General features: G+C 70.5%; 32 protein-coding genes. All 32 read right to left on the bottom strand.

Going from position 1 to position 26,340, the window contains the following annotated elements:
• Window positions 1–35: 35 nt before the first annotated feature.
• Entirely contained in the window at window positions 36–425 is a 390-nt protein-coding gene (gene fliW, locus NE358_RS04640) for a flagellar assembly protein FliW (protein WP_103210142.1), read from the bottom strand.
• Window positions 422–1,309: a flagellin N-terminal helical domain-containing protein gene (locus NE358_RS04635; protein ID WP_116238464.1), complete on the bottom strand. Its 888-nt coding sequence runs from the start codon at window positions 1,307–1,309 to the stop codon at window positions 422–424. The genes fliW and NE358_RS04635 overlap by 4 nt, the downstream gene beginning before the upstream one ends.
• 13 nt (window positions 1,310–1,322) lie before the next feature.
• Window positions 1,323–2,729, bottom strand: coding sequence for a flagellar hook-associated protein FlgK (gene flgK, locus NE358_RS04630; RefSeq protein ID WP_289941917.1), 1,407 nt, complete (start codon window positions 2,727–2,729; stop codon window positions 1,323–1,325).
• 3 nt (window positions 2,730–2,732) lie between these two features.
• Window positions 2,733–3,215, bottom strand: coding sequence for a flagellar export chaperone FlgN (flgN, locus tag NE358_RS04625; protein WP_289941916.1), 483 nt, complete (start codon window positions 3,213–3,215; stop codon window positions 2,733–2,735).
• An 88-nt stretch (window positions 3,216–3,303) separates the two neighbouring features.
• Window positions 3,304–3,561 carry a carbon storage regulator CsrA gene (gene csrA, locus NE358_RS04620; RefSeq protein WP_103210137.1) on the bottom strand — a complete coding sequence of 86 codons (258 nt, stop codon included), beginning with the start codon at window positions 3,559–3,561 and terminating at the stop codon, window positions 3,304–3,306.
• 93 nt (window positions 3,562–3,654) lie between these two features.
• Entirely contained in the window at window positions 3,655–5,718 is a 2,064-nt protein-coding gene (locus NE358_RS04615; RefSeq protein WP_289941912.1) for a flagellar biosynthesis protein FlhA, read from the bottom strand.
• A 36-nt stretch (window positions 5,719–5,754) separates the two neighbouring features.
• Window positions 5,755–6,858: an EscU/YscU/HrcU family type III secretion system export apparatus switch protein gene (locus NE358_RS04610; protein ID WP_141375476.1), complete on the bottom strand. Its 1,104-nt coding sequence runs from the start codon at window positions 6,856–6,858 to the stop codon at window positions 5,755–5,757.
• The gene (locus tag NE358_RS04605; RefSeq protein WP_103210132.1) at window positions 6,855–7,616 is read right to left on the bottom strand and encodes a flagellar biosynthetic protein FliR; all 762 of its coding nucleotides are present in this window, start codon (window positions 7,614–7,616) and stop codon (window positions 6,855–6,857) included. The genes NE358_RS04610 and NE358_RS04605 overlap by 4 nt, the downstream gene beginning before the upstream one ends.
• Window positions 7,613–7,891 (bottom strand): flagellar biosynthesis protein FliQ, encoded by a 279-nt coding sequence (gene fliQ, locus NE358_RS04600; protein WP_289941906.1) that lies wholly within the window; start codon window positions 7,889–7,891, stop codon window positions 7,613–7,615. Before fliQ ends, NE358_RS04605 begins: the two co-directional genes overlap by 4 nt.
• Complete coding sequence (gene fliP, locus NE358_RS04595) at window positions 7,888–8,709, bottom strand: flagellar type III secretion system pore protein FliP (RefSeq protein WP_289941904.1); 822 nt, start codon at window positions 8,707–8,709, stop codon at window positions 7,888–7,890. The genes fliQ and fliP overlap by 4 nt, the downstream gene beginning before the upstream one ends.
• 103 nt (window positions 8,710–8,812) lie before the next feature.
• Window positions 8,813–9,250, bottom strand: coding sequence for a flagellar biosynthetic protein FliO (locus tag NE358_RS04590; protein WP_170210587.1), 438 nt, complete (start codon window positions 9,248–9,250; stop codon window positions 8,813–8,815).
• Between the two features lie 2 nt (window positions 9,251–9,252).
• Window positions 9,253–9,912, bottom strand: coding sequence for a FliM/FliN family flagellar motor switch protein (locus NE358_RS04585; RefSeq protein ID WP_103210124.1), 660 nt, complete (start codon window positions 9,910–9,912; stop codon window positions 9,253–9,255).
• Window positions 9,909–10,802, bottom strand: a complete 894-nt coding sequence (locus NE358_RS04580; protein ID WP_141375466.1) for a flagellar motor switch protein FliM — start codon at window positions 10,800–10,802, stop codon at window positions 9,909–9,911. Before NE358_RS04580 ends, NE358_RS04585 begins: the two co-directional genes overlap by 4 nt.
• A gap of 32 nt (window positions 10,803–10,834) precedes the next feature.
• The gene (locus NE358_RS04575) at window positions 10,835–11,647 is read right to left on the bottom strand and encodes an OmpA/MotB family protein (RefSeq protein WP_116238469.1); all 813 of its coding nucleotides are present in this window, start codon (window positions 11,645–11,647) and stop codon (window positions 10,835–10,837) included.
• Window positions 11,644–12,447, bottom strand: a complete 804-nt coding sequence (locus NE358_RS04570; RefSeq protein WP_289941902.1) for a motility protein A — start codon at window positions 12,445–12,447, stop codon at window positions 11,644–11,646. The genes NE358_RS04575 and NE358_RS04570 overlap by 4 nt, the downstream gene beginning before the upstream one ends.
• 1 nt (window position 12,448) lies before the next feature.
• The gene (locus NE358_RS04565) at window positions 12,449–12,664 is read right to left on the bottom strand and encodes a flagellar FlbD family protein (RefSeq protein WP_141375463.1); all 216 of its coding nucleotides are present in this window, start codon (window positions 12,662–12,664) and stop codon (window positions 12,449–12,451) included.
• Between the two features lie 100 nt (window positions 12,665–12,764).
• Window positions 12,765–13,928 (bottom strand): flagellar hook protein FlgE, encoded by a 1,164-nt coding sequence (locus NE358_RS04560; RefSeq protein WP_103210114.1) that lies wholly within the window; start codon window positions 13,926–13,928, stop codon window positions 12,765–12,767.
• 23 nt (window positions 13,929–13,951) lie between these two features.
• Window positions 13,952–14,398, bottom strand: a complete 447-nt coding sequence (locus NE358_RS04555; RefSeq protein ID WP_141375461.1) for a flagellar hook capping FlgD N-terminal domain-containing protein — start codon at window positions 14,396–14,398, stop codon at window positions 13,952–13,954.
• Window positions 14,399–14,408: 10 nt separating this feature from the next.
• A complete protein-coding gene (locus tag NE358_RS04550; RefSeq protein WP_499318322.1) occupies window positions 14,409–15,872 on the bottom strand; it encodes a hypothetical protein in 1,464 nt (487 codons plus the stop codon).
• On the bottom strand, window positions 15,869–16,294 hold the full coding sequence (locus NE358_RS04545; protein WP_289941900.1) for a flagellar FliJ family protein: 426 nt from the start codon (window positions 16,292–16,294) through the stop codon (window positions 15,869–15,871). The genes NE358_RS04550 and NE358_RS04545 overlap by 4 nt, the downstream gene beginning before the upstream one ends.
• Complete coding sequence (locus NE358_RS04540; RefSeq protein WP_103210106.1) at window positions 16,291–17,613, bottom strand: FliI/YscN family ATPase; 1,323 nt, start codon at window positions 17,611–17,613, stop codon at window positions 16,291–16,293. Before NE358_RS04540 ends, NE358_RS04545 begins: the two co-directional genes overlap by 4 nt.
• Window positions 17,610–18,242, bottom strand: coding sequence for a FliH/SctL family protein (locus NE358_RS04535; RefSeq protein ID WP_180993476.1), 633 nt, complete (start codon window positions 18,240–18,242; stop codon window positions 17,610–17,612). The genes NE358_RS04540 and NE358_RS04535 overlap by 4 nt, the downstream gene beginning before the upstream one ends.
• Window positions 18,243–18,375: 133 nt before the next feature.
• A complete protein-coding gene (gene fliG, locus NE358_RS04530; protein WP_246077940.1) occupies window positions 18,376–19,455 on the bottom strand; it encodes a flagellar motor switch protein FliG in 1,080 nt (359 codons plus the stop codon).
• The gene (gene fliF / locus NE358_RS04525; protein WP_289941898.1) at window positions 19,452–21,086 is read right to left on the bottom strand and encodes a flagellar basal-body MS-ring/collar protein FliF; all 1,635 of its coding nucleotides are present in this window, start codon (window positions 21,084–21,086) and stop codon (window positions 19,452–19,454) included. The genes fliG and fliF overlap by 4 nt, the downstream gene beginning before the upstream one ends.
• A 2-nt stretch (window positions 21,087–21,088) precedes the next feature.
• The gene (gene fliE / locus NE358_RS04520; protein WP_103210099.1) at window positions 21,089–21,415 is read right to left on the bottom strand and encodes a flagellar hook-basal body complex protein FliE; all 327 of its coding nucleotides are present in this window, start codon (window positions 21,413–21,415) and stop codon (window positions 21,089–21,091) included.
• Complete coding sequence (flgC, locus tag NE358_RS04515) at window positions 21,415–21,807, bottom strand: flagellar basal body rod protein FlgC (RefSeq protein WP_103210097.1); 393 nt, start codon at window positions 21,805–21,807, stop codon at window positions 21,415–21,417. The genes fliE and flgC overlap by 1 nt, the downstream gene beginning before the upstream one ends.
• Entirely contained in the window at window positions 21,804–22,151 is a 348-nt protein-coding gene (locus NE358_RS04510; protein WP_103210095.1) for a flagellar basal body rod protein FlgB, read from the bottom strand. Before NE358_RS04510 ends, flgC begins: the two co-directional genes overlap by 4 nt.
• 160 nt (window positions 22,152–22,311) lie before the next feature.
• A complete protein-coding gene (locus NE358_RS04505) occupies window positions 22,312–22,584 on the bottom strand; it encodes a hypothetical protein (protein ID WP_103210093.1) in 273 nt (90 codons plus the stop codon).
• A gap of 7 nt (window positions 22,585–22,591) precedes the next feature.
• Window positions 22,592–22,978 (bottom strand): flagellar export chaperone FliS, encoded by a 387-nt coding sequence (gene fliS / locus NE358_RS04500; RefSeq protein WP_103210091.1) that lies wholly within the window; start codon window positions 22,976–22,978, stop codon window positions 22,592–22,594.
• 21 nt (window positions 22,979–22,999) lie between these two features.
• On the bottom strand, window positions 23,000–24,364 hold the full coding sequence (fliD, locus tag NE358_RS04495) for a flagellar filament capping protein FliD (protein WP_103210089.1): 1,365 nt from the start codon (window positions 24,362–24,364) through the stop codon (window positions 23,000–23,002).
• A 100-nt stretch (window positions 24,365–24,464) separates the two neighbouring features.
• On the bottom strand, window positions 24,465–25,292 hold the full coding sequence (locus NE358_RS04490; protein WP_103210087.1) for a flagellin N-terminal helical domain-containing protein: 828 nt from the start codon (window positions 25,290–25,292) through the stop codon (window positions 24,465–24,467).
• 112 nt (window positions 25,293–25,404) lie between these two features.
• The gene (locus NE358_RS04485) at window positions 25,405–26,280 is read right to left on the bottom strand and encodes a sigma-70 family RNA polymerase sigma factor (protein ID WP_322475446.1); all 876 of its coding nucleotides are present in this window, start codon (window positions 26,278–26,280) and stop codon (window positions 25,405–25,407) included.
• Window positions 26,281–26,340 lie beyond the last annotated feature (60 nt).

Here is a 26,340-nt window from a genome sequence, read left to right as displayed (position 1 = left end):
GTCACGTGACGACGTACCCTCGCCGCCATGACGGATCACGCAGCCAGACGGGCGCGGATCGGATACGTCGTGTCGTCGAAGATGACCTGTGCAGCCGCCCCCGTCCGCGCGTTGATGAGGATCGGCGCTCGCAGATTGACGGAGACGCCGTCCTCTCCGGGGTTCGCGACGACGAACATCCGCGCCTCATCGGCCGCCGCCCCGATGTCGGCGAGAGCGGCCGCGGGAAGGCGCGGTCGGTAGTCCAGACCGCCGCTCACGGGGTCGAGGAGGAACAGGCGCAGGTCGTCGATCGTGGAGCGCAGGGCGTACAACCCCTCCGCTGCGTCGATCGACTCGAGACGGAAGGACGTTCGCGGCTCGAGACCGGGTAGCGACGCCGCGAAGTCGACGTCCAGGCTCACGAGGGGATGGGCGGTCGTCATCTCACGAACTCCAAGAGAGTGGTCTGCAGGGTCTTGGCGGTGACCTGCAGGGCGGACTGGTACACGAGCTCGGCGGACTGCAGCGCGATGTAGACCTCCAGGGTGTCGACGTTCTCGACCTCGGCACGACGCGCCTCGAGGTCGACACCCACGCTCGCGTTCGTGGCCTGCGCGCGCTCGATCTGCGCCTGCCGGGCACCCGTGACTCCCCGCGCTGTGACCAGCTGTTTCAGGTGAGCGTCCACCTCGGCGAGGCGTGAGCCCACCTCGGTACCCGCCCGCAGATCTGCGGCGATCCCCTGCAGGGTCGCGAAGACGCTGGACCCCCCGACCCCGAATGCGTCCGCACCGTCGAGGTCGACCCGCACCGTCTCGTTCTCCGAGATACGACGATCGACCGTCGATCCCGGCACGCCGGTGAACGCGAAGGTGGCGGAATCGAAGGCTCGACCGCTGTCGTCGGTACCGGCGAACACCGTACGACCGAGCACGGTGGTGTTGGCGTGCGCGAGGAGCTCGCGGCTCACGCTCTCGAGTTCGGCGGCGATCGAGTCGCGTGCGGCGGGACTGAGTGCCCCGGAATTCGCGCCCTGGGCGGTGAGATCGCGCGCTCTGTTGAGAAGGTCGACGCTGGCGCCCAACGCGGTGTCGGCCGTCGTGACCCACGTCAGTGCGTCGCTGATGTTGCGAGCGTACTGCGACGCGCGCGCCTGCTCGCCGTGCACACCGAGGATCGCCGCTGCGACCGTCGGATCTTCGCTGGGGGTACGGATCGCGAGTTGCGAGGTCGCCTTGTCCTGCAGGCGTGCGCGGTCGGCCAGGCCCGCCTGAAGAGTGCGCAGCGCTTGTTGGTTGACGGTGCTGCTGGTGATTCGTCCGATCACGATGGCTCCCGGATCAGCGGCCGACCAGGCCGACGCGGTTGATGAGGATGTCGAGCGCCTCGTCGACGGCGGTGAGCACCCGGGCCGCCGCCTGGTACGCCGTCTGATACGTGAGAAGGCTGATGGTCTCTTCGTCTCCGTCGACCGACGCGTGGGACTGCTGGCCCGAGACGGCGGCGATCGCGCTGCGGTCCGCCGTATCGGCGCGCTGCACATCGCCGGCGACGGAGACCCCGAAACCGGTCACGAAGCTCGCCCACCCCTTGCTGGGTCCCGTGGCCGCGGTGGCCAGGGTCGAGATGCGATCGGCCACCGAGGTGTCGAGGGCTCCCGCGCCGGGCGCAGCCAGAGCCAGCTGGTCGAGGGAGGTGGGGACCACGGACAGTCCGAGGGCTGCGGGCCCGTCCGCGGCGAGTGCGAAGAAGTCTCCCCCGGCGGCGCCCGTCCGGGTCTGCCCCGACCGATGGATCTCGTTGACCGCCTGCGCGAGCGCCGTGGCTGTCGCGTTGTAGGCGTCGGCCACGCGCGCGAGAGTACCCCCGTCGGAAGCCGGCGCGAGCACGCCGATCGCCCCTCCCACGGACCCGCCCGTGACGGCGACGGGCACACCCGGACGATCCGACCATGCGAGGGTGATCCTCCCGGCATCCGCGAGAGCGCGCGGCCCCGTGATCGTCAGGGTGCGGCTCGAGTCCCCGCTGACGAGCGCGTTGCCGTCGATCCGCAGGGTGAGCGTGCCGTCGTCTTCGACCCGACCCGTCGCACCGATGGTCGTGGACAGCTGCTGGGCGAGGACGTTTCGCTGATCGATGAGCTCGTTCGCGGTGCGCCCGGACTGCAGGGCCGAGCGGATCTGCCCGTTCAGCGTGGCGACCTGGCTCGCGGTGACGTTCACGACCGCGAGGTCGCGATCCATCTGCGCACGCAGGTCGGACCACTGCCCGGCCGCGGCGTCGTAGCCGGCGGCGATCTGCGCGGCGAGCACCCCGGCGTTGGTGAGGACCACCTGCGCGGCCGCCGGCTCGGGGGTGTTGGCGAGATCGGACCATCCGGACCAGAAGCGATTCAGGTGAGCGGCCAGACCGTCTTTCGTCGGCTCGGCCATCTGGGCTTCGGCCTTCTGGGCCGCAGAGGACCGGGCCGACCAGAATCCGGATGCCGAGAGGGCATCGCGGACGCGCGCGTCGAGAACCTCGTCGCCGAGGCGGGCGATGCCCTGCACGGAGACACCGCCGCCGACGGAGAACCCCGTGGCCCACAGTCCGGCCGCACCGGACGCGCTCACCGACGACTGCTCGAGGCGCTGGCGGGTGTAGCCCGGGGTGGTCTCATTGGCGATGTTCTGACCGGTGACGGTCATGCCTGCGCGCGCGGCGGCGAGACCGGTGGCGGCCACCTGGAGCCCTGCGAACGTCGACATCGTCTACACCTGCACGTCGAGCAGTCGGGACCCGGCGCCCGCGACGCGGGAACCGCTCGCTGCGTACTCGCCGGTGGGTTCGCCGAGGCCCGCGATCGTCTCCTGCGTGACCCGCAGGGCCGTACGCAGGTGCTGGTTGACCGACCCCTTCTTCTCCGCGATCTCCGCGGCGAGGCCCGACAGGGCTTCGTGATGCGATCCCAGGACCTCACGCCACGCGTCGGTGGGCGCCACATCGATGAGCTCGCGTAGGGAGGTCGCCTCGGGGACTCCCCATTCGGCGGCGACGTCGACGAAGAGGGTGTCGCGCTCGATGGTGCCCGCGGTGAGAGCCTTGGCCACGCGATCGACCTCGGCGGTGGCGTGCGCGATCCAGCGCGTGCGTCCCGTAGACAGGAGCATCTCGAGTTCTTCGAGCTTGAAGAGCATCAGCTCGAGCACCTCACGCTGACGCAGCAGCTGCATGCTCAGGTCGGTAGCGGACACGTGGGTCACCTCGTTCGGGTCGAGTCGTGGGGAGGGTACGCCCACCACGGGACCGACTATCGCGACGCGGCGACGCGCGAGTAACCCGTCAGTCCGATGCCTCGACGCGCGCTCCGCCGCGGAGGGCGTCGAGCACGGCCGTCTCGGCGTTCACGGATCGCGACGCGGAGATGGCATCCTGATTCTCATTCGACACCGCCACGACGATCTCGCTGCGGTGGATGCGCCTATCGCGGGGGGCGTCGATGCCGATGCGCACGCCGGTCGCCGTCACCCCGAGGACCGTCACCGTCACGTCGTCGCCGATCATGATGCTCTCGCCGGGGCGTCGAGTGAGTACGAGCATGTGCGTGTGGCCGCCTTCCGTGGCTGGTGCGCCCGCGGCGCCGTCCCCCGCCAGACTACCTTTTCTTCTCGGTTACGAGTGTTCTCGCTCCGCTTAGGACGACGGGAGGGCGGCCTGCACCGGGCGGACGACGCCGACCACGTCGGTCGCGAACCCGCCCGCGGCTGCTTCGTCGTACGACAGGATCGGCATGCCCGCCACCTGCCCGGCCAGAAGCGCCCGCACCCCCTGACGCAGTGACGGCGCGCACACGAGCACCGGTTCGCCACCCACGGGGTCGATGTCGGCGATCACGCGGCGGACACCCTCCATCAGCTGCATCGTCTGATCGGCGTTCAACACGATCTGCGCGCGACCCTCCACGTGCCGCAGCCCCTCGAGCATCTGCTGCTCGAGGAGCGTGTCGAACATCACCACGCGCAGGCGCCCGTCCTGGGCGAAGCGCGCCGAGATCGCCGGTCCGAGAGCCGCGCGAGCGGCCTCGACGAGCGCGGGGACCTCTGTCGTCGACTTGGCGCGCAGAGCGAGCGACTCGTAGATGCGGCCGAGGTCGTTGATCGGAACGCGCTCGGCGAGCAGGCTGGCGAGGACGCGTTGGACGAGCGCGAGCGGGAGCAGCGCGGGCGTCAGCTCCTCCACGACGCTCGGCTGGGTCTGCTTCAGGTGGTCGGTGAGCTGACGGACGTCTTCGAGCGAGAGCAGGCGGTGCGCGTGCGCGTGGACGATATCGGACAGGTGCGTGATGATGACGCTGGCCCGGTCGATGACGGTGGCTCCCGCCATGTCGGCGGCGTGCGACATCTCGGTCGGCACCCACTTGCCGTCCAGACCGAACACCGGATCGACGACGGCGGTGCCCGGGAGGTGCTGCAGCCCCGCGCCGATGGCGAGGACGTGTCCGCGAGGAACGACGCCGCGGCCCACCTCGATGCCGGCGACCAGAATCGCGTAGGTCTCGGCGGGAAGCCCCACGTTGTCACGCGTGCGCACGGGCGGCATGAGCGTTCCGAGCTCGAGGGCCACCTTCCGCCGCAGCGACTTCACCCGGGAGAGCAGGTCGCCGGCGCCGCCCGCCGCGAGGTCGACGATGTCCGGGGCGAGGGAGATCTCCAGGGCGTGCACGCGCATGGTGTCCATGAGGTCGTCGGGGCCCTCCGTCGCAGCCGCCTCCGCCCGTTCGCGCGCCTCGGCGTCGGCCACGTCGGCGGCCGCGCGGTCGGTGTTCGCCTTGACCCGTGAAGCGGCGAACAGCAAAGCCGCACCGATCGCCAGGAAGGCCAGGAACGGCATGCCGGGGATCAGACCCATCGCGATGGCCGCCATCGCCGTGATCAACAGGGCGGTGCGCGACTGAAGGAGCTGGCGGCCGGCCGCACGACCGAGCTCGGCCTCGGCGTTCTCGCGCGTGACGATCATGCCCGTGGACACCGCCATCAGCAGGGCGGGGATCTGGGTGACCAACCCGTCGCCGATCGTGAGAAGGCTGTAGGTCTCGAGGGCCTTGTCGATGGCCATGCCGTGCATGGTCATGCCGATGATGATGCCGCCCACGAAGTTGATGACGAGGATGACGATCCCGGCGATCGCGTCACCCTTGACGAACTTGCTCGCACCGTCCATCGCCCCGTAGAAATCGGCCTCCGCCGCCACCTCGGCGCGGCGCGCACGGGCCTGCTCATCGGTGATGAGCCCGGCGTTGAGGTCGGCGTCGATGGCCATCTGCTTGCCCGGCATGGCATCCAGGGTGAAGCGGGCGCCCACCTCGGCGACGCGTTCGGCGCCCTTGGTGACGACGACGAACTGGATGACGGCGAGGATCAGGAAGATGACGAAGCCGATCACCAGCGACCCGCTGATCGTGATCTGCCCGAACGCCTGGATCACCTGCCCCGCGTGCGCCTCGCTCAGGACCAGACGCGTCGAGGCGACGTTGAGGCCGAGACGGAACAGCGTCGCCACCAGCAGCAGGCTCGGGAAGACCGAGAAATCGAGCGGCTTCTTCACGAACATCGCGGTCAGCAGGATCAGCAGGGCGAAGGCGATGTTGGTCACGATGAGCAGATCGAGCAGTCCCACCGGGATGGGGACGATGAGCAGCAGGATGATTCCCACCACGCCGACCGGGACGGCGCCCTTCGACAACAACTGACCGATCATGCGGTGCGCTTCCTTCGTGTCATGGTTCTGGGGCGGCTACAGGCCGCGTCCGGTCAGGGCTGCCAGGGGCATCTCGAACGTCCCCGTACGCGAGCCCCTGTTCTTCAGGTGCTGGATGAAGGCGAGGACCTGCGCCACCGCCGTGTAGAGCTCTTCCGGGATCTCGCGGCCGACCTCCACGCTCGCGTGCAGAGCCCGCGCGAGCGGGACGTCGCGCACGAGAGGCACTCCGGCTTCCTGTGCGCGCTCGCGGATCTTCTGCGCGATGACGCCGGCGCCCTTGGCGACGACTCGGGGAGCCGACGTCCCCGGCACGTAGCGCAGAGCGACAGCGATATGCGTCGGGTTCACGAGCACCACGTCGCTGTCGGCCACCGCGGCGATCATGCGGTTGCGGCTCACCGCGAGCTGACGCGCTCGGCGCTGCGAGCGGATGAGCGGGTCGCCCTCGCTCTTCTTGTGCTCGTCGCGCGCCTCCTGCTTGGTCATGCGAGTGTGCTTGCGGTTGCGCGAGATCACGACGAAGACGTCGATCGCCGCCAGGAGCAGGCCCACGACCACCGCCACCTGGAGCAGCGTCGCCACCGCCTGGCCCGCCACCTCGAGCAGCCACGCGATGCGGTGGCGACCGCTGCCCATGAGGATCGGCACGAGACCGGCGACCACGCTCCACAGCGCGGCGCCGATCGCCGCGGTCTTCAGCAGCGCCTTGATCCCCTCCCAGAGGGCCGCGACGCCGACGGTGCGAGCGAGGCCCGCGATCAGGTCGAATTGCTCCACGCGCGCGGGGATGCCCCGCAGATGGATGCCGCCCTGGGCGATCGCCGTGAGGGTGGTGGCCCCGAGCACGACGACCAGGAGCGGCAGGAGCACCTGACCGACCGAGGCGATCGCCGCGCCCAGCGATTCGACGGCGGCATCCACCGTCGGGTGTTGCGCGACCGCTCCCACGCGCAGGGTCTGCTCCGTCAGCACCGCAGAGGCCGAGGACAACGTCGCGGGCATCATCACGGCGGCTGCACCGATCCCCACCCACGCGGTGAAGTCCTGACTGCGACCGATGCGTCCCTTCGCAATCGCCTTCTTCAGTCGCTCCGGAGTCGCCTTCTCGGTGCGCTCCCCGGCATCCGTCCCGCTCATTCGCCCACCCCGATCACGAGCCGGGCGGCCTCGTCGGCGATGGCGGACACCACCGAGGGCAAGGCTGCGAACACGAAGCCCACCAGCAGGAAGGTCAGTGCGATCTTGATGGGGAAGCCCAGGGCGAAGGCGTTGAGGGCGGGGGCCACGCGCGACACGAGACCGAGTCCGACGTCGGCGAGGAACAGCACGATCAGAAGCGGACCCGCGATCTGCACGGCGCTGAGCAGCATCTGCCCCACCGCGGAGGTCAGCACCTCGGCGGGCCTCGACAGATCGATCATGCCCGCGACGGAGACCGCATCGAAAGAGCGGAACAGGCCGCCGAGCACGAGCTGGTACGCATCCGACGTGAACAGCAACAGGATGGCCGTCATCTGGAACAGACGGGTGAACTGCGCGCCGTTGACGTTCATGCCCGGGTCGTAGGCCTGGGCGAGCTGGAACCCGCCGAAGGTGTCGACGAGGAATCCCGCGCCCTGGACCGCGCTGAAGAGCACCAGGACCAGGAAACCGAGCAGCGCCCCGACGAGCACCTGCCCCGCGGCCGCGAACAGGAAGCTCCCGGTGTCCAGGCGCTGATAGCCCGGAACGACGACGGGCGACACCGCCAGCCCGAGCCCCACCCCGAGCATCGCGCGCACTCGAGCGGGGATCGAGCCGTGACTGAAAGGCGGCGCGATCACGAGGAACGCCGTGATGCGCACGATCGCGAGAGCCGTCGCCTCGAGCCACGTGAAGTCGATGGGGATGTTCATCCGCCGCCGTTCAGGAGCGAGGGGAGGCGCCCGAAGAGCTCGTGCGTGAAAGCGACGGTCTCGGCGATCATCCAATTCCCGCAGACCATGAGCGCGATCCCGACCGCCAGCAGCTTCGGTACGAACGACATCGTCATCTCCTGCACCTGCGTGATCGACTGCAGGAGCGAGATGGCGAATCCGACCACGAGGGCGGTGACGAGCAGCGGAGCGCTGAGCTTGGCCGCGAGTATGAGGGCGCTCGCACCGATGTCGATGACCGCCTCGGGGTTCACGTGCCACCTCGATACGACTGCACCAGCGAGGTGACCACCAGCCCCCACCCGTCGACGAGCAGGAACAGCAGGATCTTGAAGGGCAGCGAGATCATGACCGGCGGCAGCATCATCATGCCCATCGACATCAGCGCGCTCGAGACGACGAGATCGATCACGAGGAACGGGATGAACACGATGAACCCGATCACGAACGCGGCACGCAGTTCGCTCAGCATGAACGCCGGGATGAGCGTGTACAGGGGGATGACCTCGGGGCTGTCCGGGTTCGCCATCTGCGCGGCGCGGTGCATCAACGCGATGTCCTCTTCGCGCGTGAAGTGCAGCATCCACGTGCGCAGCGGAGCCTGCGCGGCGTCGAAGGCCTGCCCGAAGTCGAGCTGCCCCGCGGTGAACGGCGCGACGGCGAGCTGGTTGATCTCGGTCAGCACCGGCCACATGATGAACAGCGTCAAGAAGAGGCTGAGCCCCGCCAGCACCTGATTCGGCGGGATCGACGGGAGCGAGAGCGCGTTCCGCGTCAGCGCGAGCACCACGAAGATCTTGGTGAAGCTCGTCATCATCAGCAGCAGGGCCGGCGCCACGCTGAGCACGGTGATCCCCAACAGCGTCGTGACGCTGTCGGAGGGCGTCGCGTTGATGCCGTTGATGCTGACGCCGCCCGGCTCCCCCGTGGTCGCCGCGGCCGCGCCTGTCGTGACGACCTCACTGACGAACAGCACCGCCACGAGAGCGAGCAGACCCAGGATGCCGGTACCCCGATGCCCGCGGGAACGCCGAGGTCGGCGGGGCGCGGGGCGCGACGAGGGGACGGGCAAGACGGCACTCCGTGCGTGGGTGACGAGGCCGATCCGTAGCCAGGGGTCGAGCGATCCGTGCTCGCGACCGACTATCGCGACGTGGCCCGCGCGCGGTAACCGCTCAGGCCGCGTGAACCCCGGAGCTCTCGCCGTCCCGCGGGCTGCCGGCATCCGTCAGCGTCACGATGTTCTCTGCGTGGGCGTCGTGCTCGATCGGGACCTCCTGCGTGTCGACCACGTCGATGCCCTTCTCGCTCACGCCCAGCACGTACCGGATACCCCCGAACTCCGCCACGACGAGCTGGGCGCGGCCGCCGAGACCGGTGCGGGCGACGACCGTGATCTTCTCCGCGCGCGGACGGGAGGGGGACGCCGTGTTCAGCCGGGAGGACAGACCCGGGAGGTTGCGCAGCCGGCCGAGTCGCCGGGGCACGAGCGCCGAGAACGGCCCGTCGCCCGCCGCCTGTCCCTTCTGCACGCGCTTGGCCAAGAAGAGCAGGAGCCCCACCACCGCGGCGAGCGAGACGACGGTGCGTGCCGCGAGGAGCAGCTCGTCCACGTTCAGTCGGTCCCGGCCTGGTCGATGATGCGCTCGACGCGCACCGCGAAGTCACCGTCGGCGACGACGACCGTACCGTGGCCGATGAGGCGCCCGTTGAGGGTGATGTCGGCGGGGGACCCCGCCGCGCGGTCCAACTCGACGACGTGACCCGGCTCGAGGCTCAGCACGTCTCGCACGGGGAGTCGGGTGCGTCCGATCTCGACCACCAGTTCCATCTCGACCCCGGCGATGCGGCTGAGCCGGACGGGGCCCGCCGTGGATGCCGCCGCGCGGGCATCGTCGATGCGGATGGCCGCGCGCGCGACGGTGCTGCCGTCTTCACGCACGAGATCGAACACCTGGACGCCGGCGTCGGAGAAGACGCTCGCGGCATCCGTCTCCTCCCCCTCGCCGAGCGTGCCGGCTCCGAGGACGGCCACGGCCGCTTCGAAAGCGGGGTGCAGACGGTCCGACAGCTGTCGGTCGCTCGAGCCGTCGTCGAGGGCCGCGGTGTCGGCGACCTGGATCGCGATGCTCGCGCCCGGGGCACCGCTGAACGCGACGACGACCGCGGTGCCGGTCGCCCCCGGGTCGGTGGAGGGCGTGGGCAGCACGGGGAAGCCGAAGGGGAGCTTCGCCGCGATCGCGGCGGCCATGGCGGCGGCGTGGAAGGTGCTCATCGGGTGGTCTCCTCGAGGATGGTGGTGATCGTGCACGCGAGCCGCGACCCCTGGGAACCGGGAACGGCGCGCGCGATCGGGGTGTCGCCAACGACGAGCTCGAAGGGCTTGGTCTCGGGGTGCGAGAAACGCAGCAGGTCGCCCGGGGCGAGGTTCAGGACCTCGCCGGCCCCGATGACCCGCGGCGCGACGCGCAGCGACACCTCCAGTGGGGCGCCGAGGACCTGGTCCACTGTCGCACCCGCCCGGTGGGCCGAGGCGGCGTCGCGTTCGCTCTCGGCGAGTCGGTCGACGACGACGGTGGGCAGCATGACGGTCGCGGTCGAGTGCGACTCCCCCATCCGCATGTCGAACCGCGCGACGATGACGGCCTCGCCAGGCGAGATGACCTGCAGGTACTGCGGGTTGTCGTGCAGGCCGGCGTACGTGAGCGGATTCGAGAGCAGCATGCCCAGGCTCGTCGTCAGCAGCTCGAAGGTGCGGTCCATGAGCTGACGGATCAACGCCGACTCGATGGGGGTGAGGGAGCGCGGCTCGATCGGCGCGTTGCTCCTCCCGCCGAGCATCTGCACGACCCACGCCAGCGCCACGCCCAGATCGAACTGCACGACCCCGGGCTCGTCGCGCCCTGCGGTCGCACCGGTGACCATCGCGGTCGTCGTCGGGAGGGTGTCGGCGTACTCCTGGTACGACATCGACTCCACCCCCTCGAGCGTGAGATGGGTGCGCATGCGGACCTTGCCGGTCAACTGCGAGGCCCACTGGCGCGCGAACGCCTCGAAGGCCGCCTCGAGCCGACGCCGGTGCTCTCGCCCCAGCTGAGCGGGGCGACCGAAGTCGTAGGCGGGATAGCGGCGCAACGGGTCGTTTCGAACGGCGGTCGTCGACATGGCGGTCTCCTGGGGGCTGGTCGTCACGAGGGTCACCCCCGCGGAGCTGTCTGGACGAGTCCGGGGATGAGGGCACGCACCTGCTCCTCCTCGGTGGATTGCACGACGATGTCGACGCGGCGGTTCGCCGCCAGATCTTCCGCGGTGTCGCCCTCGACGAGCGGACGCTGATCGGAGTAGCCGACCGCCTGCACCCGGGAACCGGCGATGCCCTCGTGCTCGACGAGATAACGCGCGACCTTGGTGGCGCGTCCGCTGCTGAGCTCCCAGTTGCTCTCGTAAGGCGCGACCGCCGCGCGATGGTCGGCATGACCCTCGATGCTGAGGGGGTTCCCCGCGGCGGCCAGCACGTCGCCGATCGCGTCGAGGACGGCATCCGCCTTGGCCGACAGGTCGGTGCGGTTGTCGGTGAAGAACGTCTCGGCGCCGACGAGGCCCACTTTCAGTCCGCGCTCGTCGATGACGAAGTCGACCGTCCCCGCCAGTCCCTGAGCGGCCAGCGCCGACGTGATCTGCTGCTTCATCTGCTCGAGGTCGTCGCGTTCGCGAGCAGCACGCGCCGCGACGTCTTCGACGCCCTCCTCGACCAGCAGCTCGGGCGGGATCACGAGACCCTCGGTGAAGTCGCCGCCGCCCGGCGTCTGGGATTGGCCGAACGCCTCGGCGAGACCGTTCTTGAGCTGCTCGTACTTGGTGTCGTCGACGATCGACACCGCGTACAGCACGATGAACAGGCACATCAGCACCGTCACCATGTCGGAGTACGACACGGCCCAGCGCTCGTCGGGCTCGTCGTGCTCGCCCTCGTCGTGGCCGCGGCCGCGCGCGCGTCGACTGCTGCTCACTCGGCATCCCCCGTCGCGGTGACCTTGTCGGGTCGGGGCTCCTTCTTCTTCTTCGGCTTGTAGGTGGTCAGCGCCAGCAGACGCTCCTCGACCAGGCGCGGCGCGCTCCCGGCCTGGATGGCCAGGATCCCCTCGCTCACGAGCGTCATGCGCTCCTGCTCGACGGCGGCCATGCGGTTCAGCCGCCCCGCGATGGGGTTCCAGATGAAGTTGGCCGACAACAGACCCCAGAGGGTCGCGACGAAGGCGGCGGCGATCATGTGTCCGAGCTCGTCGGGCTTGTTGAGGTTCTCGAGCACGTGCGTGAGAGAGACGACCGTTCCGACGATGCCGATCGTGGGCGCGTACCCGCCGAGGGCGGAGAAGAAGCGCGCGGCCACGCGGTTGCGCGCCGCCTCGGTGACGATCTCGTCGTCCATCAGCGTGCGCAGCTCCTCGGCGTCGACGCCGTCGGCCACCGCCTGCACGGCGCGGCGGGTGTAGTCGTCGGGGGCGGCGTCGAGCTCGTCCTCGAGACGCAACAGCCCCTCGGTCCGCGCCTTCTCGGCGTAGGCGACGAGGATCGGGATCACGGCGGCCGGGGTGGAGCGCGGTCCACGCGCCATCCGCCCCAGCGAGCCGAAAGCCGCGATCGCGTCGCGCAACGTATGGCTGGCGATGCCGACGCCGATGGTCGAGCCGAGAACGAGGATCATCGGGGCCGGCAGCAGGAGCGCGCTCAGGTGAGCGCCCTCCATCGTGATCATGGCGTACAGGGCGCCGAAGGCGACGACGACACCGACGACGAAAGCGATGTCCATGTCAGCGCTCCGACGGGACCGAGAGGGCGGATGCCGCGGCGAGCACGCGCGCGCGGTAGGCGACGATGCGGTCGATGAGTTCGTCGAGGCTCTCTTCGACGTTGTAGACGCGACCGTCGACCATGTGCAGCGTGGTGTCGGGCGACTCGTGCACCCGCTCGATCAGATCGGGGTTCACCGCGAATCGCGTGTGGTCGAGACGGGTGAGCGTGATCATCGGGAGATCTCCGGTCGAGGGGTGAGGGGACGGCCCCGACTATCGCGACGCGGCCCACCGGGGGTAACTCGGGTGGGCCGCGCCGTCGAGGGGCGGAGGATCAGCGCTTGAGGTTGGTGAGCTCCTGCAGCACCTCGTCGCTCGTGGTGATGATGCGTGCGCTCGCCTGGAACCCGCGCTGGGCGACGATGAGGTTGGTGAACTCCTGCGAGAGATCGACGTTGCTCATCTCGAGCGAGCCCGAGACGAGCTTGCCGAAGCCGGCTTGCCCGGCCTCGCCGATCTGCGCACCGCCGCTGTTGACGGTCGCGCGATACGCCGTCCCGCCGACCTTCTCGAGTCCTTCGGCATTGGCGAAGGTCACCATCGCGACCTTCGCCAGGGTCTCGGTGCGGCCGTTCGAGAAGGTGCCGACGATCGAGCCGTCCCCCGTGATCGAGTACGACTGCAGGGTGCCGGCCGCGGCACCGTCCTGCGAGGTGATCGCGACCGTGCTCATGTCGGCGAAGCCGGTGACCGCGGTGAGGTCGACGGCGACGCCGCCGGCGTTCAGAGTGAGTCCTGCGGTCTGGCGCCCGTCGGTGAACGACAGGGTGCCGGTCGCACCGCTCGCGGGTTCGGTGACGTCCCAGCCCGTCGCGGTCCGGGTGAAGGTGAGGCTGAGGGTCCTGGCGGCACCCTGGGCGTCGTGGACGTCGATATCGCGCACGAGCTGGTCGCCGACGGCCGCGGACGAGGGCAGGTTGCCCGTGACGGTCGCCGCCGTCGTCGCCCGCGCCGGCGAGACCGCCCCCTGCGGCAGAGAGATGGTGCCCGCGGCCTGGCCGGTGGCCACAACGCCGTTCTGGGCGGTCCATCCCTGCACGAACGCGCCGTCGGCGGTGACCATGTTGCCGGCGCCGTCGAAGCCGAAGCCACCGGCGCGCGTGTAGAGGGTCTCTCCGCCCGAGCGCACCGCGAAGAACCCGTCGCCCTGGATCATCAGGTCGCCGCCGCGGCCGGTGGTCTGCGCGGCGCCCTGGCTGAAGTTCGTGCGGATTCCGGCGACCTGCACGCCGAGTCCGACCTGAGCGGGGTTGCGACCTCCGGCGTCGGCGCCCGGGATCGCGGCCCCGCCGACCGCCTGGGACAGCGTGTCCTGGAAGAGCACCGAGGCCCCCTTGAAGCCCGCGGTGTTGACGTTGGCGATGTTGTTGCCCGTGGTGTCGAGCATGGTCTGGTGCGCACGGAGTCCGGAGATGCCGGACGAGAGGGAACGGAGCATGGAGGTCTCTTTCGTGTGGGTGGTCAGGCGGACGTGCCGGTCCGGGCGGTGGCGAGGGAGGTGATCTCATCGAGCGCGACGGTCGCGTCGCCGATGGTGACCTGCGGGATGGGGCCGTCGAAGCTCACCTTCGTCACGATCCCGGTGACGGCGGCGCCCTTCGCGTCGAGGTAGCCGGCCTGCTGGCCGATGAGCGTCGAGGCGGCCTGGCGCATGTCGAGGGCGAAAGCCTCGGTGGAGGTGCGGCTCATCGCCGTCAGCTGCTCCATCATCGCCAGCTGCGTGGTCTGCGAGATCATCTGGTTGGTGTCCATCGGGGTGGACGGGTCCTGGTTCGTCAGCTGGGTGACGAGCAGCTTCATGAACACCTCGCTGTCGAGCCCCTTCTTCGCCGGGGCGGCGGTCGTCGTCGCGGTGGTCGTGTTCGCGGGGATCGGGGCGGGTGAGCCGGTGACGGCGGTGACGGGCATGGCGGTCCTCTCAGACGAGAATGTCGAGCCCGCCGCCGGGGACGACGTGCGAGAGCGCGGGCAGGAGACGGGCGGCAGGGCGGGTGGATGCCGACGGGGCGGTGTCGTCGGGTCGGGAGCCGCGCCCGCGGTCGGACGGGTCGGACCCGTTCTCGGAGGGGGCGCCGCGGTCGCCGGTTCCGGCGTCGGCGGAGAGGGGAGACCCCACGCTGAGATGAGCGTGGGGGTTGACGGCGGCCAGGTCGCGGCGGAGGTCGGCGACCATGGCGCGCAGGGCGTCGCGGCCCGCCTCGGTCGCACCCGCCAGGTCGATGCGCACCTCGCCCCCGGGCCCGATGTGGGCGCGCACGGTCACCGGTCCCGTCGCTTCGGGGGTGATGGTCAGCGTGATCCGGTGGGTGCCCGCCGGGCGCTGCGCGATGTGCACGATCGCGGGTGCGACCTGAGCGGCGATCGACCGCTGGGCCGAGGTCGGCGCGGCGGTCTCGGCCGGGGCGGGTGCGAGGGGAGCGGATGTCGAGAGGGGCGGGGTCGCCGCGACGCCGCTCGGCCCGGCGGTCGCCGCCACCGACGGCGCCGCCTCGTGTCGAGCCGGCGCGTCCTCCGGCGCGGCGGCGAGGGCGAGCCCGGTGACGACGACCCCGCCGGGGGGCGCCGCCTCGGGCATGACCGCCGGTCCCGCGGCGGCGGCCGGGGGAAGGGCACGGACCGGCGGGGCGGTGGATGCCGACGCGGCCCGCGGAGCCTCGAGCCCGGGAGGTGCCTCGAGGACGCTCGCGGTCGACGGCGGTACCGCCGTCGCGGTCTCGCGGGGGGAAGCGACGGCGGCACCGGGCCGCGCCGATGTCGGCAGGGCGGCGTTCGCTCGGGTGTCGGCCGTGACCGCTGCACACGTCGTCGGATCGGACGATCTCTCGGCGCCGTTCCCCGCGGCGAGCGCGACGAGCGCCGCGTCTTCGCGACCGTCGGCCGCGGGTCTCGCGCCGTCGGAGGCGATCCCGGCGAGGGGCACTCCGACGAGGGGTCGGGTCTCCGGCGCTCCGGCTGCCGCAGGAGGGGTCTGCGCGAACGGCTCCCCCGCAACGGCTGCCGCGATCGGCTCCGTCGCGGCGGTGTGCGACGCGGAGCTCCCGACCGCCGGAACGACGTCCGTCCGGACCGCCATGGAGGCGGGTATCGCCATACCGGTCACGGCTTCGGCCCCGAACGCCGTGGCCTCCGACCCCGACGACGGCGCCGGTTCGGCAGGACGATCATCGGAGCCGTCCGCGGAGGCGTCGAGGGTGTCTGCCGCGGCGGTGACCGGCTCGGCCGGGAGAACCGGACCGGCCGCATCATCCCGGCTCACCGCGGCGTGGGCCAGTGCGTCCGCGAAGATCGTGCGCGTGGCCGTGGTCGCCGCTCCTTCGCCCGTCGAGCGCGCACCCCGGGGCGAGGCGGGCATCGATCCCGCGGTCGCCAGCAGCATGCTCACGCGGCGCTCCCCGCGTCGCGCGCCGCACGTCCCACGGCGATCTCGTCGAGCACGCTCTGTTCGGCGCGCCGTTCCTGCGCGAGCTCGCTCGCGCGATGGGCGCTCTCGAGCCGCTCGAGTCCCTTGAGCTCGCGGCGGGCCTCGACGTGGGCGGCAGACGCGGCCTCCGCGGCATCCTGTCGCAACTGCGCGAGAGCACGCAGGTCGGCCAGCGCCGCCTGCCCCGAGGATCGGGCCGCGGCCATCGCCCGCAGCGTCGCGGGGTCGCGGATCTCGGTGGCGATGTCGCTCAGGCTCGATACCGCGTGCTCGACCGCCGTTTCGGCGGCGACGGCCTCGGCGCGAGCGTGTGACAGCGACTCGGCCGCGGCGCGCTCCTGCACGCCGCGCACACGCAGCAGTCCGGAGAGGGGGAACGTCATGAGAGTCCTCCGAAGGTGGTCGTCAGGGCGGTCAACCGCCGCCAGGAGTCGTCGGTCGGGGTCAGATCGTCCATGCGCTGGGTGAGGAACCCGTCGATGGCGCCCTGATGGGCGAGGGCGGCATCCACGAGCGGGTTCGCCCCCGCCTTGTACGCGCCGATGTCGATGAGGTCGTTCGCCTGCCGACGCGCGGCGAGCACGCGGCGCAGGGTCACCGCCGTCTCGCGTTGGTCGGGCGTGGTCACCTTCGACACGACGCGCGAGACCGACCCGAGAACGTCGATCGCCGGGAAGTGGCCGCGCACGGCGAGACCGCGGTCGAGCACCACGTGCCCGTCGAGGATCCCGCGCGCGGCGTCGGCGACCGGCTCGTTGTGATCGTCGCCGTCGACGAGCACGGTGTACAACCCCGTGATCGACCCGGTGGGCCCGGTGCCCGCGCGCTCGAGCAGACCCGCCAGCACCGAGAAGGTGGAGGGCGGGTAGCCGCGGGTCGCGGGCGGTTCTCCCGCAGACAGCCCGATCTCGCGCTGGGCCATCGCCACACGCGTGAGCGAGTCCATCATCAGCACCACGTCGAGGCCGTCGTCGCGGAACTGCTCGGCGATGCGCGTCGCGACGAACGCCGACCGCAGGCGCGCCATCGCCGGTTGGTCCGAGGTGGCCACCACGACCACCGCGCGCGCGAGGCCCTCGGGACCGAGGTCGTCCTCGAGGAACTCCCGTACCTCGCGACCGCGCTCGCCCACCAGCGCGATCACGGTGACGTCGGCGGTCGAGCCGCGCGCGATCATCGACATCAGCGACGACTTGCCGACCCCCGAGCCCGCGAACAGTCCGAGCCGCTGGCCCACGCCGACGGGGGTCATCGTGTCGAGCGCGCGCACCCCCAGCCCCAGTTGGCGGTCGATCCGCTGGCGTCCGATGACGCTGGGCGCGGTGTTGTCCAGGGCGACGACGGGGGCGCCGGTGAGCGGGCCGAGACCATCGATCGGGCGACCGAGACCATCGAGAACGCGCCCCAGCAGGCCGCGACCGGTCGGCACCGTCAGCGCCGCAGCGGAGTGGTGCACCGCCGCGCCGACGCGCACACCGGTCATCGGGCCCATCGGCATGCAGCGCACGGCCTCGCCGTCGACCGCGACGACCTCGGCCTCGATCTCGACGGCGCCGGCGGCTTCGATGCGCACGCGGTCGCCGACGGCGGCGGGGATGCCGAGAGCCTCCACGCCGAGACCCACCACAGCCTTCACGACCCCCGAGCGGCGCGGACCGGTCGCCCTCAGTGCGCGCTCCCAGCGACGGGTGGCGACGCTCACGAGCCGGCCTCGCCGTCGTCGTCCAGAGCGAGTTCCGCGCGCGCCCGCTCGAGGGCCGCACCGATCCGCGTGTCCACGCTGCCGTGCGCGATCCGGACGATCGCGCCGCCGGGATCCACGTCGGCGTCCGCCACGACCTCCACGCCCTCCGCGAGTTCCGCGGCGGCCGCATCGTGGAGCGTGCGCAGGTCGCGTTCGTTCAGGTGCACCCGCACCCATGCCGCGCGGGGCGTCTGAGCGGCGGCCCGCCGCATCGCGTGAGCGGCCGAGCGGGCGGCATCCGACATCTCCGTCCGCAAGATCTCGGCGGTCATCTCGATCGCGAGCTCCTCGAGACGTCGCACGTCGGATGCCACGAGAGCGGCGATCTCGGCGTCGAGCCGGGCCCTCGCTTCGCCGAGAGCCGAGAGGGCCGCTCGATGGGCCGCGTCGGCTGCGGCGTCGCGGGCGGCGACGCGCCGCTCGGCCGCGAGACGCTCGCTCTCGAGCTCGAGCCGGGCGTCGCGGCGCCCCTCGGCGAACCCGTCGGCGTATCCCCGCGCCCGCGCTCTGTCGGCGACAGCCCGAACGTCCGGTTGCGCCTCGCCCACGCGCGGCAGAACCAGCGGAGTGAAGACGGAATCGGACACGGTGGTCACCCTGCGGTTGTGGCGAAGCCGATCCGTGGCCAAGTCGACGAGCGATCCGTGCTCTTCCCCGACTATCGCGACGGGCGCTGCCCGCCGTAACCGACCGCATCCGGGAGGGCGGTCGGCATCGCGATCACTCGATCAGTTCGTCGTCGTCCTCGCGTGCGAGCGTGATCTCCTCGGCGGCTTCGAGCTCGCGGATGACACGCACGACCTCGGCACGAGCCTCGTCGACCTGCCGCATGCGCACGGGCCCGAGCGCCCGGGTCTCCTCGTCGAGGTTCTCTCGGTTGCGCTCGGTCATGTTGCGGCGGATCACGTCGCCGATCTGCTCGTCGGCGCCCTTGAGCGCGAGGGCGAGCACGCGCAGGTCGATCCCCCGCAGCACGCGCTGGGCGTCGCGGTCCTCGAGCCGCGAGATGTCGGCGAAGGTCAGCATCCGGCTGCGGACCTCTTCGGCGAGCACCCGGTCGCGGTCGTCCAAACCGGCCAACAGCGCTTTCTCGAGGGCGGTGTCGGACCGGTTGATGATGTCGACCAGCGGCTGCACACCACCGATGGCCTCGTGCGCCTCACGCGTGCCGAACACCCCTGTCCGCGCGCGCAGCGACTCCGCGACCACGGTAATCGCCTCCTGCGAGGCGACCCCGAGCTCGGCGATCGCCTGCGCGACGTCGGTGCGCAGCGGATCCTGAAGCGCGGCGAGGACCGCGGCGGCGCGGTCCGCGCGGAGGTTCGCGAGCACGACGGCGACGGTGGTCGGCATCTCGCCGTCGAGGATCGTGGCCAGCTGGGTCGGGTCCGCCGCGTTGAGGAAGTCGAACGAGACCACGCCCTGCGACATCACACGCCCCACCATGCCCACGGCCTTCTCGCGCCCGAACGCCGTCTCGAGCAGTCCGGTCGCGAACTGCTCTCCGCCGCGGCTCAGGAGCGAACGGCCCGAGGCGATACGACGGAAGTCGGCGAGCGCTGCCGCGGTGGCGGCGGTGTCGATGCTGCCGAGCTGAGCGAGTTCTCCGGCCAGGAGCTCGGCGCGTTCCTCGCCGAGATGACGCAGCACCTCGGCGCTGGTCTCGCGGTCCATGTTGAGCATGACGATCGCGGCCTTGCGCAGACCCGACATCGTGACCGCCGGCGCGGCGAGCACCTCGGTCACAGCGGTGGCGGGGGCGTGCTCGGCATCCGTCGTCGGGGTGTTCACCAGGCTCATGCCATCGCCTCGTCCATGAGGTGGGCGAGAACCTTCGCCGCGTTCTGCGGGTCGCTCTTGGCGAGCTGCTCCACCTCGCGCCGACGTTGCTCGACGAGAACCTGCGGCGACTCCGGCTCCTCCTCGATATCGAGCAGGGTGGGGATGACCTTGGTTGGCGGCACCGCGGGCAACGCGATGGGCTCGGCCAGCCCCTTGAGGGTCTTGAGCTTCTGCTCCTCGGTCTCGGTCATCGTCGCGAAGTACTCGATCGGTCCGTCCTCGGTGTAGAGCGTGCGTCGCTTCATGCGCCGACGAACCAGCAGAGCGATCACGAGGATGAGGGCCGCGAGCACGATCGAACCGCCGATGATGGCCGCGCGCGCGAGCTCGGACTGCGCCTGGGCGGCCTTCTCGGCCTCGGCCGCCTCGAGCGCCGCGGCGGCCGTGGCAGCCGCGCTCTGGCTGAAGTCGACGAACTCGACCGTGACCGTGTCGCCGCGGGCTGTGTCGATGCCCGCCGCGTTGGTGACCAGCGCCTGCACCTGTTCGGCCGTGACCCCCTGCACCGACCCGCGGTCGAGGGCGATGCTGACGGTCTGCCGGGTGACGTCGCCGGCCGGGGTCGTCGTCTTCTCGGTCGTTTTGTTGACGGCGTTGTTGCGCGTCGACTCCTCGGATTCGAACGACCCCGCTCCCCCGGTGTTCGGCACGGCGATGTTGTCGGGTCCCAGCACGCCCGTTCCCCCCGCCTGACCGCCGCTGGAGGTCTGGGTGCGGGTCTGCTCGTTGGTCATCACGCCGCCCTCGGGGGCGGTGTACGTCTCGTCCATGCGTTCGGAGGTCGAGGTGGCCACGTCGGCACTGACGCTGACGGTGGAGTTGCCCGGGCCGACGATGGTCTCGAGCATCTTCGTCACCGCCCCGGCGACCTTGGCCTCGTGCTCCGAGGCTTGCGTGCTCGCGGAACCGGTGAGCCCCTGCCCCACCGCCGCGAGCACCCGCCCCGATTGGTCGGTCACCGCGACGTCTTCGGGGGTCATCCCGGGGATCGAGGCGCTGGTCAGATGCACGATCGCGGCGATCTGATCGTCGCTGAGGCTCGCACCGCCCTGGGTCTTGACGAAGACGGATGCCGTGGGGTGCTGCTTATCGGCCACGAAGACGCTCTGCTCGGGGATGGCCAACTGCACGGATGCCGCGGTGACCCCCGACATCGCCCCGATGGTCGCCGCCAGCTCGCCCTCGATGGCGCGTTTGTATGTCACCGACTGCTGGAACTCGCTCGCGGTCACGCCCATCTTGTCGAGGAGCGTGTACCCCCCGGTGTCGTTGGTGGGCAGGCCCGCTGCCGCGGCAGCCAGACGCTGCGGGTAGACCTGCGCATCGGGCACGAGGACCGTCGCTCCACCCTCGGTGAGCTCATAGCCCACCCCCGCCGACTTGAGCTGCTCCACGACGGCTGAGGCGTCGCTCGGGCTCAAACCCGTGAACAGCGGGCTCATCTGCGGTTTCGCCAGCCAGCTGCCGAGCGCGATGATGCCCATCACGACAAGGGCGGCGCCGATCACGGCGATCGTTCGCTGGGCGACGCTGAAGCCGGCGACGATCCGTTTGAACCGCTCGAGCGAAGACGCGAGCACGCGGGGCACGGCTAGGCCTGCATCCGCATGACGTCGTTGAATGCGGCGACACCGCGATCGCGCACGGCGACCATCAGGTCGAGCGTGACCCCGGCGCGCGTCGAGGCGAGCGTGGCCTTGTGGATGTCGTCGAGGTCTCCGGTGACGGCCTGCACGGCGAGGCCGTTCGAGGTCGACTGCAGCTGCTGCAGGTTCTCGACGGCGGCGGCGAGCGAACCGGCGAACGACTGTCCGCTCGCGGCACCCCCGATCCGGGGTGCCGCGGTGGTCTGCTCGAAGCTCAGGGGATTCAGGGGCGTCACGCCCGCGGCCGCGACGGGGTCGATGGGAATGCTCATCAGCTTCGTCCGATCTGCAGGGCCGCTTCGTAGCTCGTCTTGGCGCGGTCGATGACGGCGGCGTTGGCCTGATAGCCGCGCTGAGCGAGGATCAGCATGCTCATCTGATCGCCGAGGTCGACGTTGGGGTACTGCACGTAGCCGTTCTCGTCGGCGTACGGGTGCTCCGGCTCGTAGACCAGACGTCCCTCCGCCGTCGACTCGCGCACACCCGTGACGTAGACGCCGGGGGTCTCGGCCCCCTCGGCCACCGTGACGTACTTCTCGCGGAACATGTCCTGGCCCGCGGGGGTGGCGGTGTTGACGTTGGCGATGTTGTCGCTGATGGCGTCCAACCACTTGCGGTGAGCCGACAACCCGGTTCCCGCGATGCCGATCGCGTCGAAACTCATGCGGAGGCCTGCCCGATCGCCTTGGTGATGGAGGAGGCCTGCCCGCTGAGGGCCTGGGCGGCGAACTGATAGCGCAGCACCGTGTCGATGTTCGACATCGTCTCGGTGTCGAGGTTGACGTTGTTGCCGTTGAGCCGCGTGGGCTCGAGCGAGCGCTGGACGACCGCTTCGACGCTCCCGGACCCCCGTTCGACGGCGGTCGTGAGCTCCTTCTCGAACGACACGCGTTTGGCGTGATAGCCGGGCGTGTTGACGTTCGAGATGTTCTCGGCGATCGCGCGCTGTCGGATCGACAACGCGTCGAGGGCGCTGGACAGGGCTGTTGAGGTGACGGATTCGAGCACGCGGCACTCCGGTCGTGGGGCGAGCCGATCCGTGGCCAGTCGTTGAGCGATCCGTGCTCGGTACCGACTATCGCGACAGGGGCGCTCGGACGTAACCGCGCAGGGGGTGCGCAGACGGATGCCGGCCCGGAGCGATCACGGCACGCGCGGGGGGTTCCGGTTATCCGCGCACATCGAGGTAGACGGGTGCGCTCACCCGGGTGGGCGGGATCCGCCGTAGGGCCGCGATCTCGCGCGCGAGCTCGGCACGGGCGACGCCGAGCTCCTCGATCGCGCGGAGCTGCCTCTCGAGCACGTCCCGCGCGCGGGTGACGAGGTGCTGCGGCGGCGGTCCGGCAGGTCGCTCGAACGCCCCGGGATCGACCTCGTCCCCCGCGTCGAGGGCGCGCTCGAAGGCGTCTAGGAGGGCGGCCCACGCCGTGTCGTCGGTCATCGTCGCGTCACGAGACGGTGAGCGCGGCCGCCGCGGCGTGCCAGGCCTCGCGGAGCGGCGCGATGAGGGTTCCGCACTCCTCCGTAGCCGCCACGTCGCGACCGACGTTGGCGACGATGAGGCGGCCCGTGATGTAGGTGTAGAGCCCCCGCAACCCGTCCGAGCCCTCCCAGCCGCTGTCGAGCGAACCGCTCAGCTCCGCGATGATCGCCTGCGCGTGCGTGAGGTAGGTGCCCGCCGACGGCCAGTCGCCGTTCTGCTGCGCGACGCGTGCGCGCTCGACGTCGACGAGCAGCCGGTCGTAGAGCATCGTGACGAGCCGCTCGGGGGTGGCGGACGACACCTGCTGCTCGAGGTATTCCTGCTGGGCGCGGGCGAGGGTGGTGACGGGCATCGATCTGTCTCCTGTTCGCGGTTACTGCGACGGCGGGGTGAGGGCGGCCAGCTGAGAAGTGAGCCACGACGACTGCGACTGCAGCCCCGACAGCCGCACTTCCATCGCGGAGTAGGTGCGTTCGAGCGTGGCTCGACGCATGTCGAGGCGCAGGTCCATGCGTTCCACCTGCTGCTGCAGCGACGTGACCTCTTTCTGCTGGCCCGTGATGCGCTGGGTCAGCAGGCCGTCGTACTTGTCGGAGTAGCGCGCGGTGGTCGCGTGCACGCGTTCCGCGACGGCCGAGAACGTCGCTTGCGTGGCGACCGGATCGGCCTGCATCGCCGCGGCGAACTTCTCCTGGTCGAACGACAGCGCGCCGTACTTGTCGACGCTGATGCCGATCGTCGACGGCGAGACACCCTCGATCGGGTCCTGGACGGCACCGGAGAGCGCGCCGCGGAGAGAACGCACCGTGCTGTCGCCGGTGAACACTCCGAGAGTGGTCGCCGAGCCCGGTGCGGCGACCGTGGCCTTCGAGCCGTTGTCGATACGCGTCATCAGGGCGGCGATCTCCTTCACGAAGGCCGCCGCGGTGTCGGATTGCGCCTTGCCGTCGGCAGCGACGGTGATCGTGATCGGCTGCGTCGACGTGGCGCGCACCGTGACGTCGATGCCCTCGCCGATTCCGACGAAGGTGTTGGAGGAGCTGGTGACCGTCTGCTCGGCGGTCGTTCCCGCGAACAGGCGGATCACGGCATCCGTTCCCCGTCCGACGATCGCCGCACCCGCCTGGCTCGCCACGTCGGTACCGGTTCCCGCGGCGACGTCGGCGGCGCTGCCGCGGTGCAGGACGAAGGAGGCGTCCGCGCCCGTCTGCGTCGCGGAGATCTGCACGCGCGAGAGAGGCTGACCGTCGGCGCCCCGCCCGCCCGGCACGACCGTGGCGATGACGCCCGCACCGGCGGCGTTGAGGGCGGCGACGAGGTCGCTCGGCGCGGCACCGGCCGGGGCGATCTCGGTGACCGTGCCGTCTCGGGCGACCAGGGTGAACGGCCCCGCGAATGCGTCCGCCCCTCCGGGTGCGGTCACGATGGTGTGCGCGACGGCGAGGGTGTCGACCACGACGGCGGTCGAGAACGCCCGCGCCTTCTCCCCCGCGGTGACGGTGACGGTCTCCGAGGAGCTCGCCGCCGAGAAGCGCGCGAGCGAGGTGGCGGTCGCCGCGGTCTTCGCCTTGTCGTCGAGGCTCTGCAGCGAGGTGTTGAGCGACTGGAGGTTGGTGATGATCGTCGTGTGATCGGTGATCTTGTTCTTGACCAGAGTCTTGGGGATCGCCGCGACGTTCATGAGCGCGTCGATGACATCTTTGGTCTTGATACCGGATGCCAGGCCGTCGATGTTCATCGTGTCTCCGCCTTCCGTCGGTGAAGCGAACCCGGGGCGAACGACGCCCGAGCGGGAGCAATCCCCCGCCCGGGCGTCGTCGGCGCGTCAGTGCTGCGGATCAGCGCAGGAGCTGCAGGACGCCCTGGCCCGACTGGTTGGCCTGGGCGAGCATCGCGGTTCCCGCCTGAGCGAGGATGTTCGAGGCCGTGTACTTGACCATCTGGGCCGCCATGTCGGTGTCGACGATGCGGCTCTTGGCGGCGGAGAGGTTCTCGGCCGAGACCTGCAGCGAGTTGATGGTCGACTCGAAGCGGTTCTGCGCGGCACCGATACCGGCACGCGCGGTCGACACGTTCGAGATCTGGGTGTCGATGGCCGCGATGGACGTCGCCGCGTTGGTCGCCGAGTCGACGGTCAGCGCACCGATGGTCGCGCCCAGCGTGCTGAAGTCCGTGAGCGTGACCGAGATCTGGTCCTCGGCGGCGACGGCACCGGCGCCGACCTGGAAGGTCAGCGAGGCGTTCTCGCCGTTCAGCAGCTTGATGCCGTTGAAGTTGGTGCTCGCGGCGACGCGTGTCAGCTCCTCGCCGAGAGTATCGATCTCCGTCTTGATCGCGTCGCGCGACGCGGGGTTGTTGGAGTCGTTACCCGCCTGCACCGCGAGGTCGCGCACGCGCTGCAGGATCGAGTGGACCTGGGTCAGGGCGCCTTCCGCGGTCTGGATGACCGAGATGCCGTCCTGGGCGTTGCGCGCGGCCACGTTCAGGCCGTTGACCTGCGAGCGCAGACCCTCGGAGATGGCGAGGCCGGCGGCGTCGTCGGCCGCGCGGTTGATGCGCTGACCGCTCGAGAGCTTCTCGAGCGACTTCGACACGTCGTTCTGGTTCGCCGACAGGTTGCGGTACGCGTTGAGGGCACCGACGTTGGTTGCGATCTGAAGACCCATGTTGTTCCTCCGTGGATGGGGTTTGATGCGGCGCCGTCCGTGGCCCCGCATCCCCCACCATCGCGACGGATCCGCTGAGGTGTAACCGACCCGCCCGAGGAAACTTCTGCGCTCAGGCGGGGAGGGCCAGTCCCGTCAGGTCGACGCTCGAAGACACCGCATCTCTCGCTCCGCGGCCCGACGGCACGGCGACGGGGCCGAAGACGCCGTCGAAGAAGGCGGCCTTCGTGGCGGTCGATCGGTCGGGGACCGTGCCGTTCTCCCACGCGTCGAGGGCCTCGCGCATGAGCGTCAGGCCGACACGGCGGAGCTTGGACACATAGGCGTGGCTCACCTCGAGATCGGCCGCGACGTCTTTCACCATGCGTTCGTCGAGGTACACGCCGCGGATGACGCGACGCATCTGATCGGGCAGCGCTCCGATGATGCGATCGAGCATGCGCTGCTTCTCGGCCTGCTCGACGGCGTGCTCGGGGAGGATCACGCTGTCGGTGAGGTCGACCGGCTGACGGGAGTCATCGCCCTCGAACTGCACTTCGAAGCTCGTTCCCGTGCGGACCATCTCGTCGAGCACCTGCATCTTCACCACGACGTCCGCGTCGAGTCCCGATTCCGCCGCCAGCTCGGGGACGCTCGCCGCGCGGCCGGTGCGCGCGCGCACGATCTCGTCGGCGACGCGGACGCGCTCGATCTTCTCGCGACTGCGCTCACCCGCGGGATCGGCGGAGCGCATCTCGTTCAGGATGGCCCAGGTGATCTTGGTGCGCGCGTAGGCGCCGAAGGGGATGCCGCGTTCGGGCTCGTACTCCATCGACGCGGTCGCCAGGCCCAGATAGGCCGCCGACAGCAGGTCGTCGAGGTCGACGTGCTGGGCACTGCGCGCCTTCTCGACCGCGAGGTATTTCGCCAGGGGCAGGTTCTCGCGCGCGAGTCGCTCCGGCGACATCGGGGACGCGGGCTCTGAGGGTGCAGTGACGCTGCTCGACACGGTTGCTCCTGCTTTTTGCTTGTTTACAAGCAGAAACTAACACAATTGCCAGCCGATTCA

It is taken from the genome of Sphingomonas sp. G5 (genome assembly GCF_052660795.1).
This window is presented reverse-complemented; position numbering and strand designations above follow the sequence as displayed.

Coding starts and splice junctions, on each gene's coding strand:
- NE358_RS04615 (WP_289941912.1), bottom strand. CDS start 5,718: ATGATCGGTCAGTTGTTGTCGAAGGGCGCCGTCCCGGTCGGCGTGGTG.
- flgK (WP_289941917.1), bottom strand. CDS start 2,729: ATGTCGACGTTCGCAGGGCTCCAGGTGGCCGCCACCGGTCTCGCCGCC.
- NE358_RS04580 (WP_141375466.1), bottom strand. CDS start 10,802: ATGTCGACGACCGCCGTTCGAAACGACCCGTTGCGCCGCTATCCCGCC.
- NE358_RS04585 (WP_103210124.1), bottom strand. CDS start 9,912: ATGAGCACCTTCCACGCCGCCGCCATGGCCGCCGCGATCGCGGCGAAG.
- flgC (WP_103210097.1), bottom strand. CDS start 21,807: ATGAGTTTCGACGCGATCGGCATCGCGGGAACCGGGTTGTCGGCTCAC.
- NE358_RS04605 (WP_103210132.1), bottom strand. CDS start 7,616: ATGAACATCCCCATCGACTTCACGTGGCTCGAGGCGACGGCTCTCGCG.
- NE358_RS04560 (WP_103210114.1), bottom strand. CDS start 13,928: ATGCTCCGTTCCCTCTCGTCCGGCATCTCCGGACTCCGTGCGCACCAG.
- NE358_RS04490 (WP_103210087.1), bottom strand. CDS start 25,292: ATGGGTCTTCAGATCGCAACCAACGTCGGTGCCCTCAACGCGTACCGC.
- fliW (WP_103210142.1), bottom strand. CDS start 425: ATGACGACCGCCCATCCCCTCGTGAGCCTGGACGTCGACTTCGCGGCG.
- NE358_RS04555 (WP_141375461.1), bottom strand. CDS start 14,398: ATGCCCGTCACCGCCGTCACCGGCTCACCCGCCCCGATCCCCGCGAAC.
- fliD (WP_103210089.1), bottom strand. CDS start 24,364: ATGAACATCGACGGCCTGGCATCCGGTATCAAGACCAAAGATGTCATC.
- NE358_RS04565 (WP_141375463.1), bottom strand. CDS start 12,664: ATGATCACGCTCACCCGTCTCGACCACACGCGATTCGCGGTGAACCCC.
- NE358_RS04570 (WP_289941902.1), bottom strand. CDS start 12,447: ATGGACATCGCTTTCGTCGTCGGTGTCGTCGTCGCCTTCGGCGCCCTG.
- NE358_RS04545 (WP_289941900.1), bottom strand. CDS start 16,294: ATGACGTTCCCCCTCTCCGGACTGCTGCGTGTGCGCGGCGTGCAGGAG.
- csrA (WP_103210137.1), bottom strand. CDS start 3,561: ATGCTCGTACTCACTCGACGCCCCGGCGAGAGCATCATGATCGGCGAC.
- NE358_RS04505 (WP_103210093.1), bottom strand. CDS start 22,584: ATGACCGACGACACGGCGTGGGCCGCCCTCCTAGACGCCTTCGAGCGC.
- fliS (WP_103210091.1), bottom strand. CDS start 22,978: ATGCCCGTCACCACCCTCGCCCGCGCCCAGCAGGAATACCTCGAGCAG.
- fliE (WP_103210099.1), bottom strand. CDS start 21,415: ATGAGCATTCCCATCGACCCCGTCGCGGCCGCGGGCGTGACGCCCCTG.
- fliG (WP_246077940.1), bottom strand. CDS start 19,455: ATGAGCCTGGTGAACACCCCGACGACGGATGCCGAGCACGCCCCCGCC.
- NE358_RS04610 (WP_141375476.1), bottom strand. CDS start 6,858: ATGAGCGGGACGGATGCCGGGGAGCGCACCGAGAAGGCGACTCCGGAG.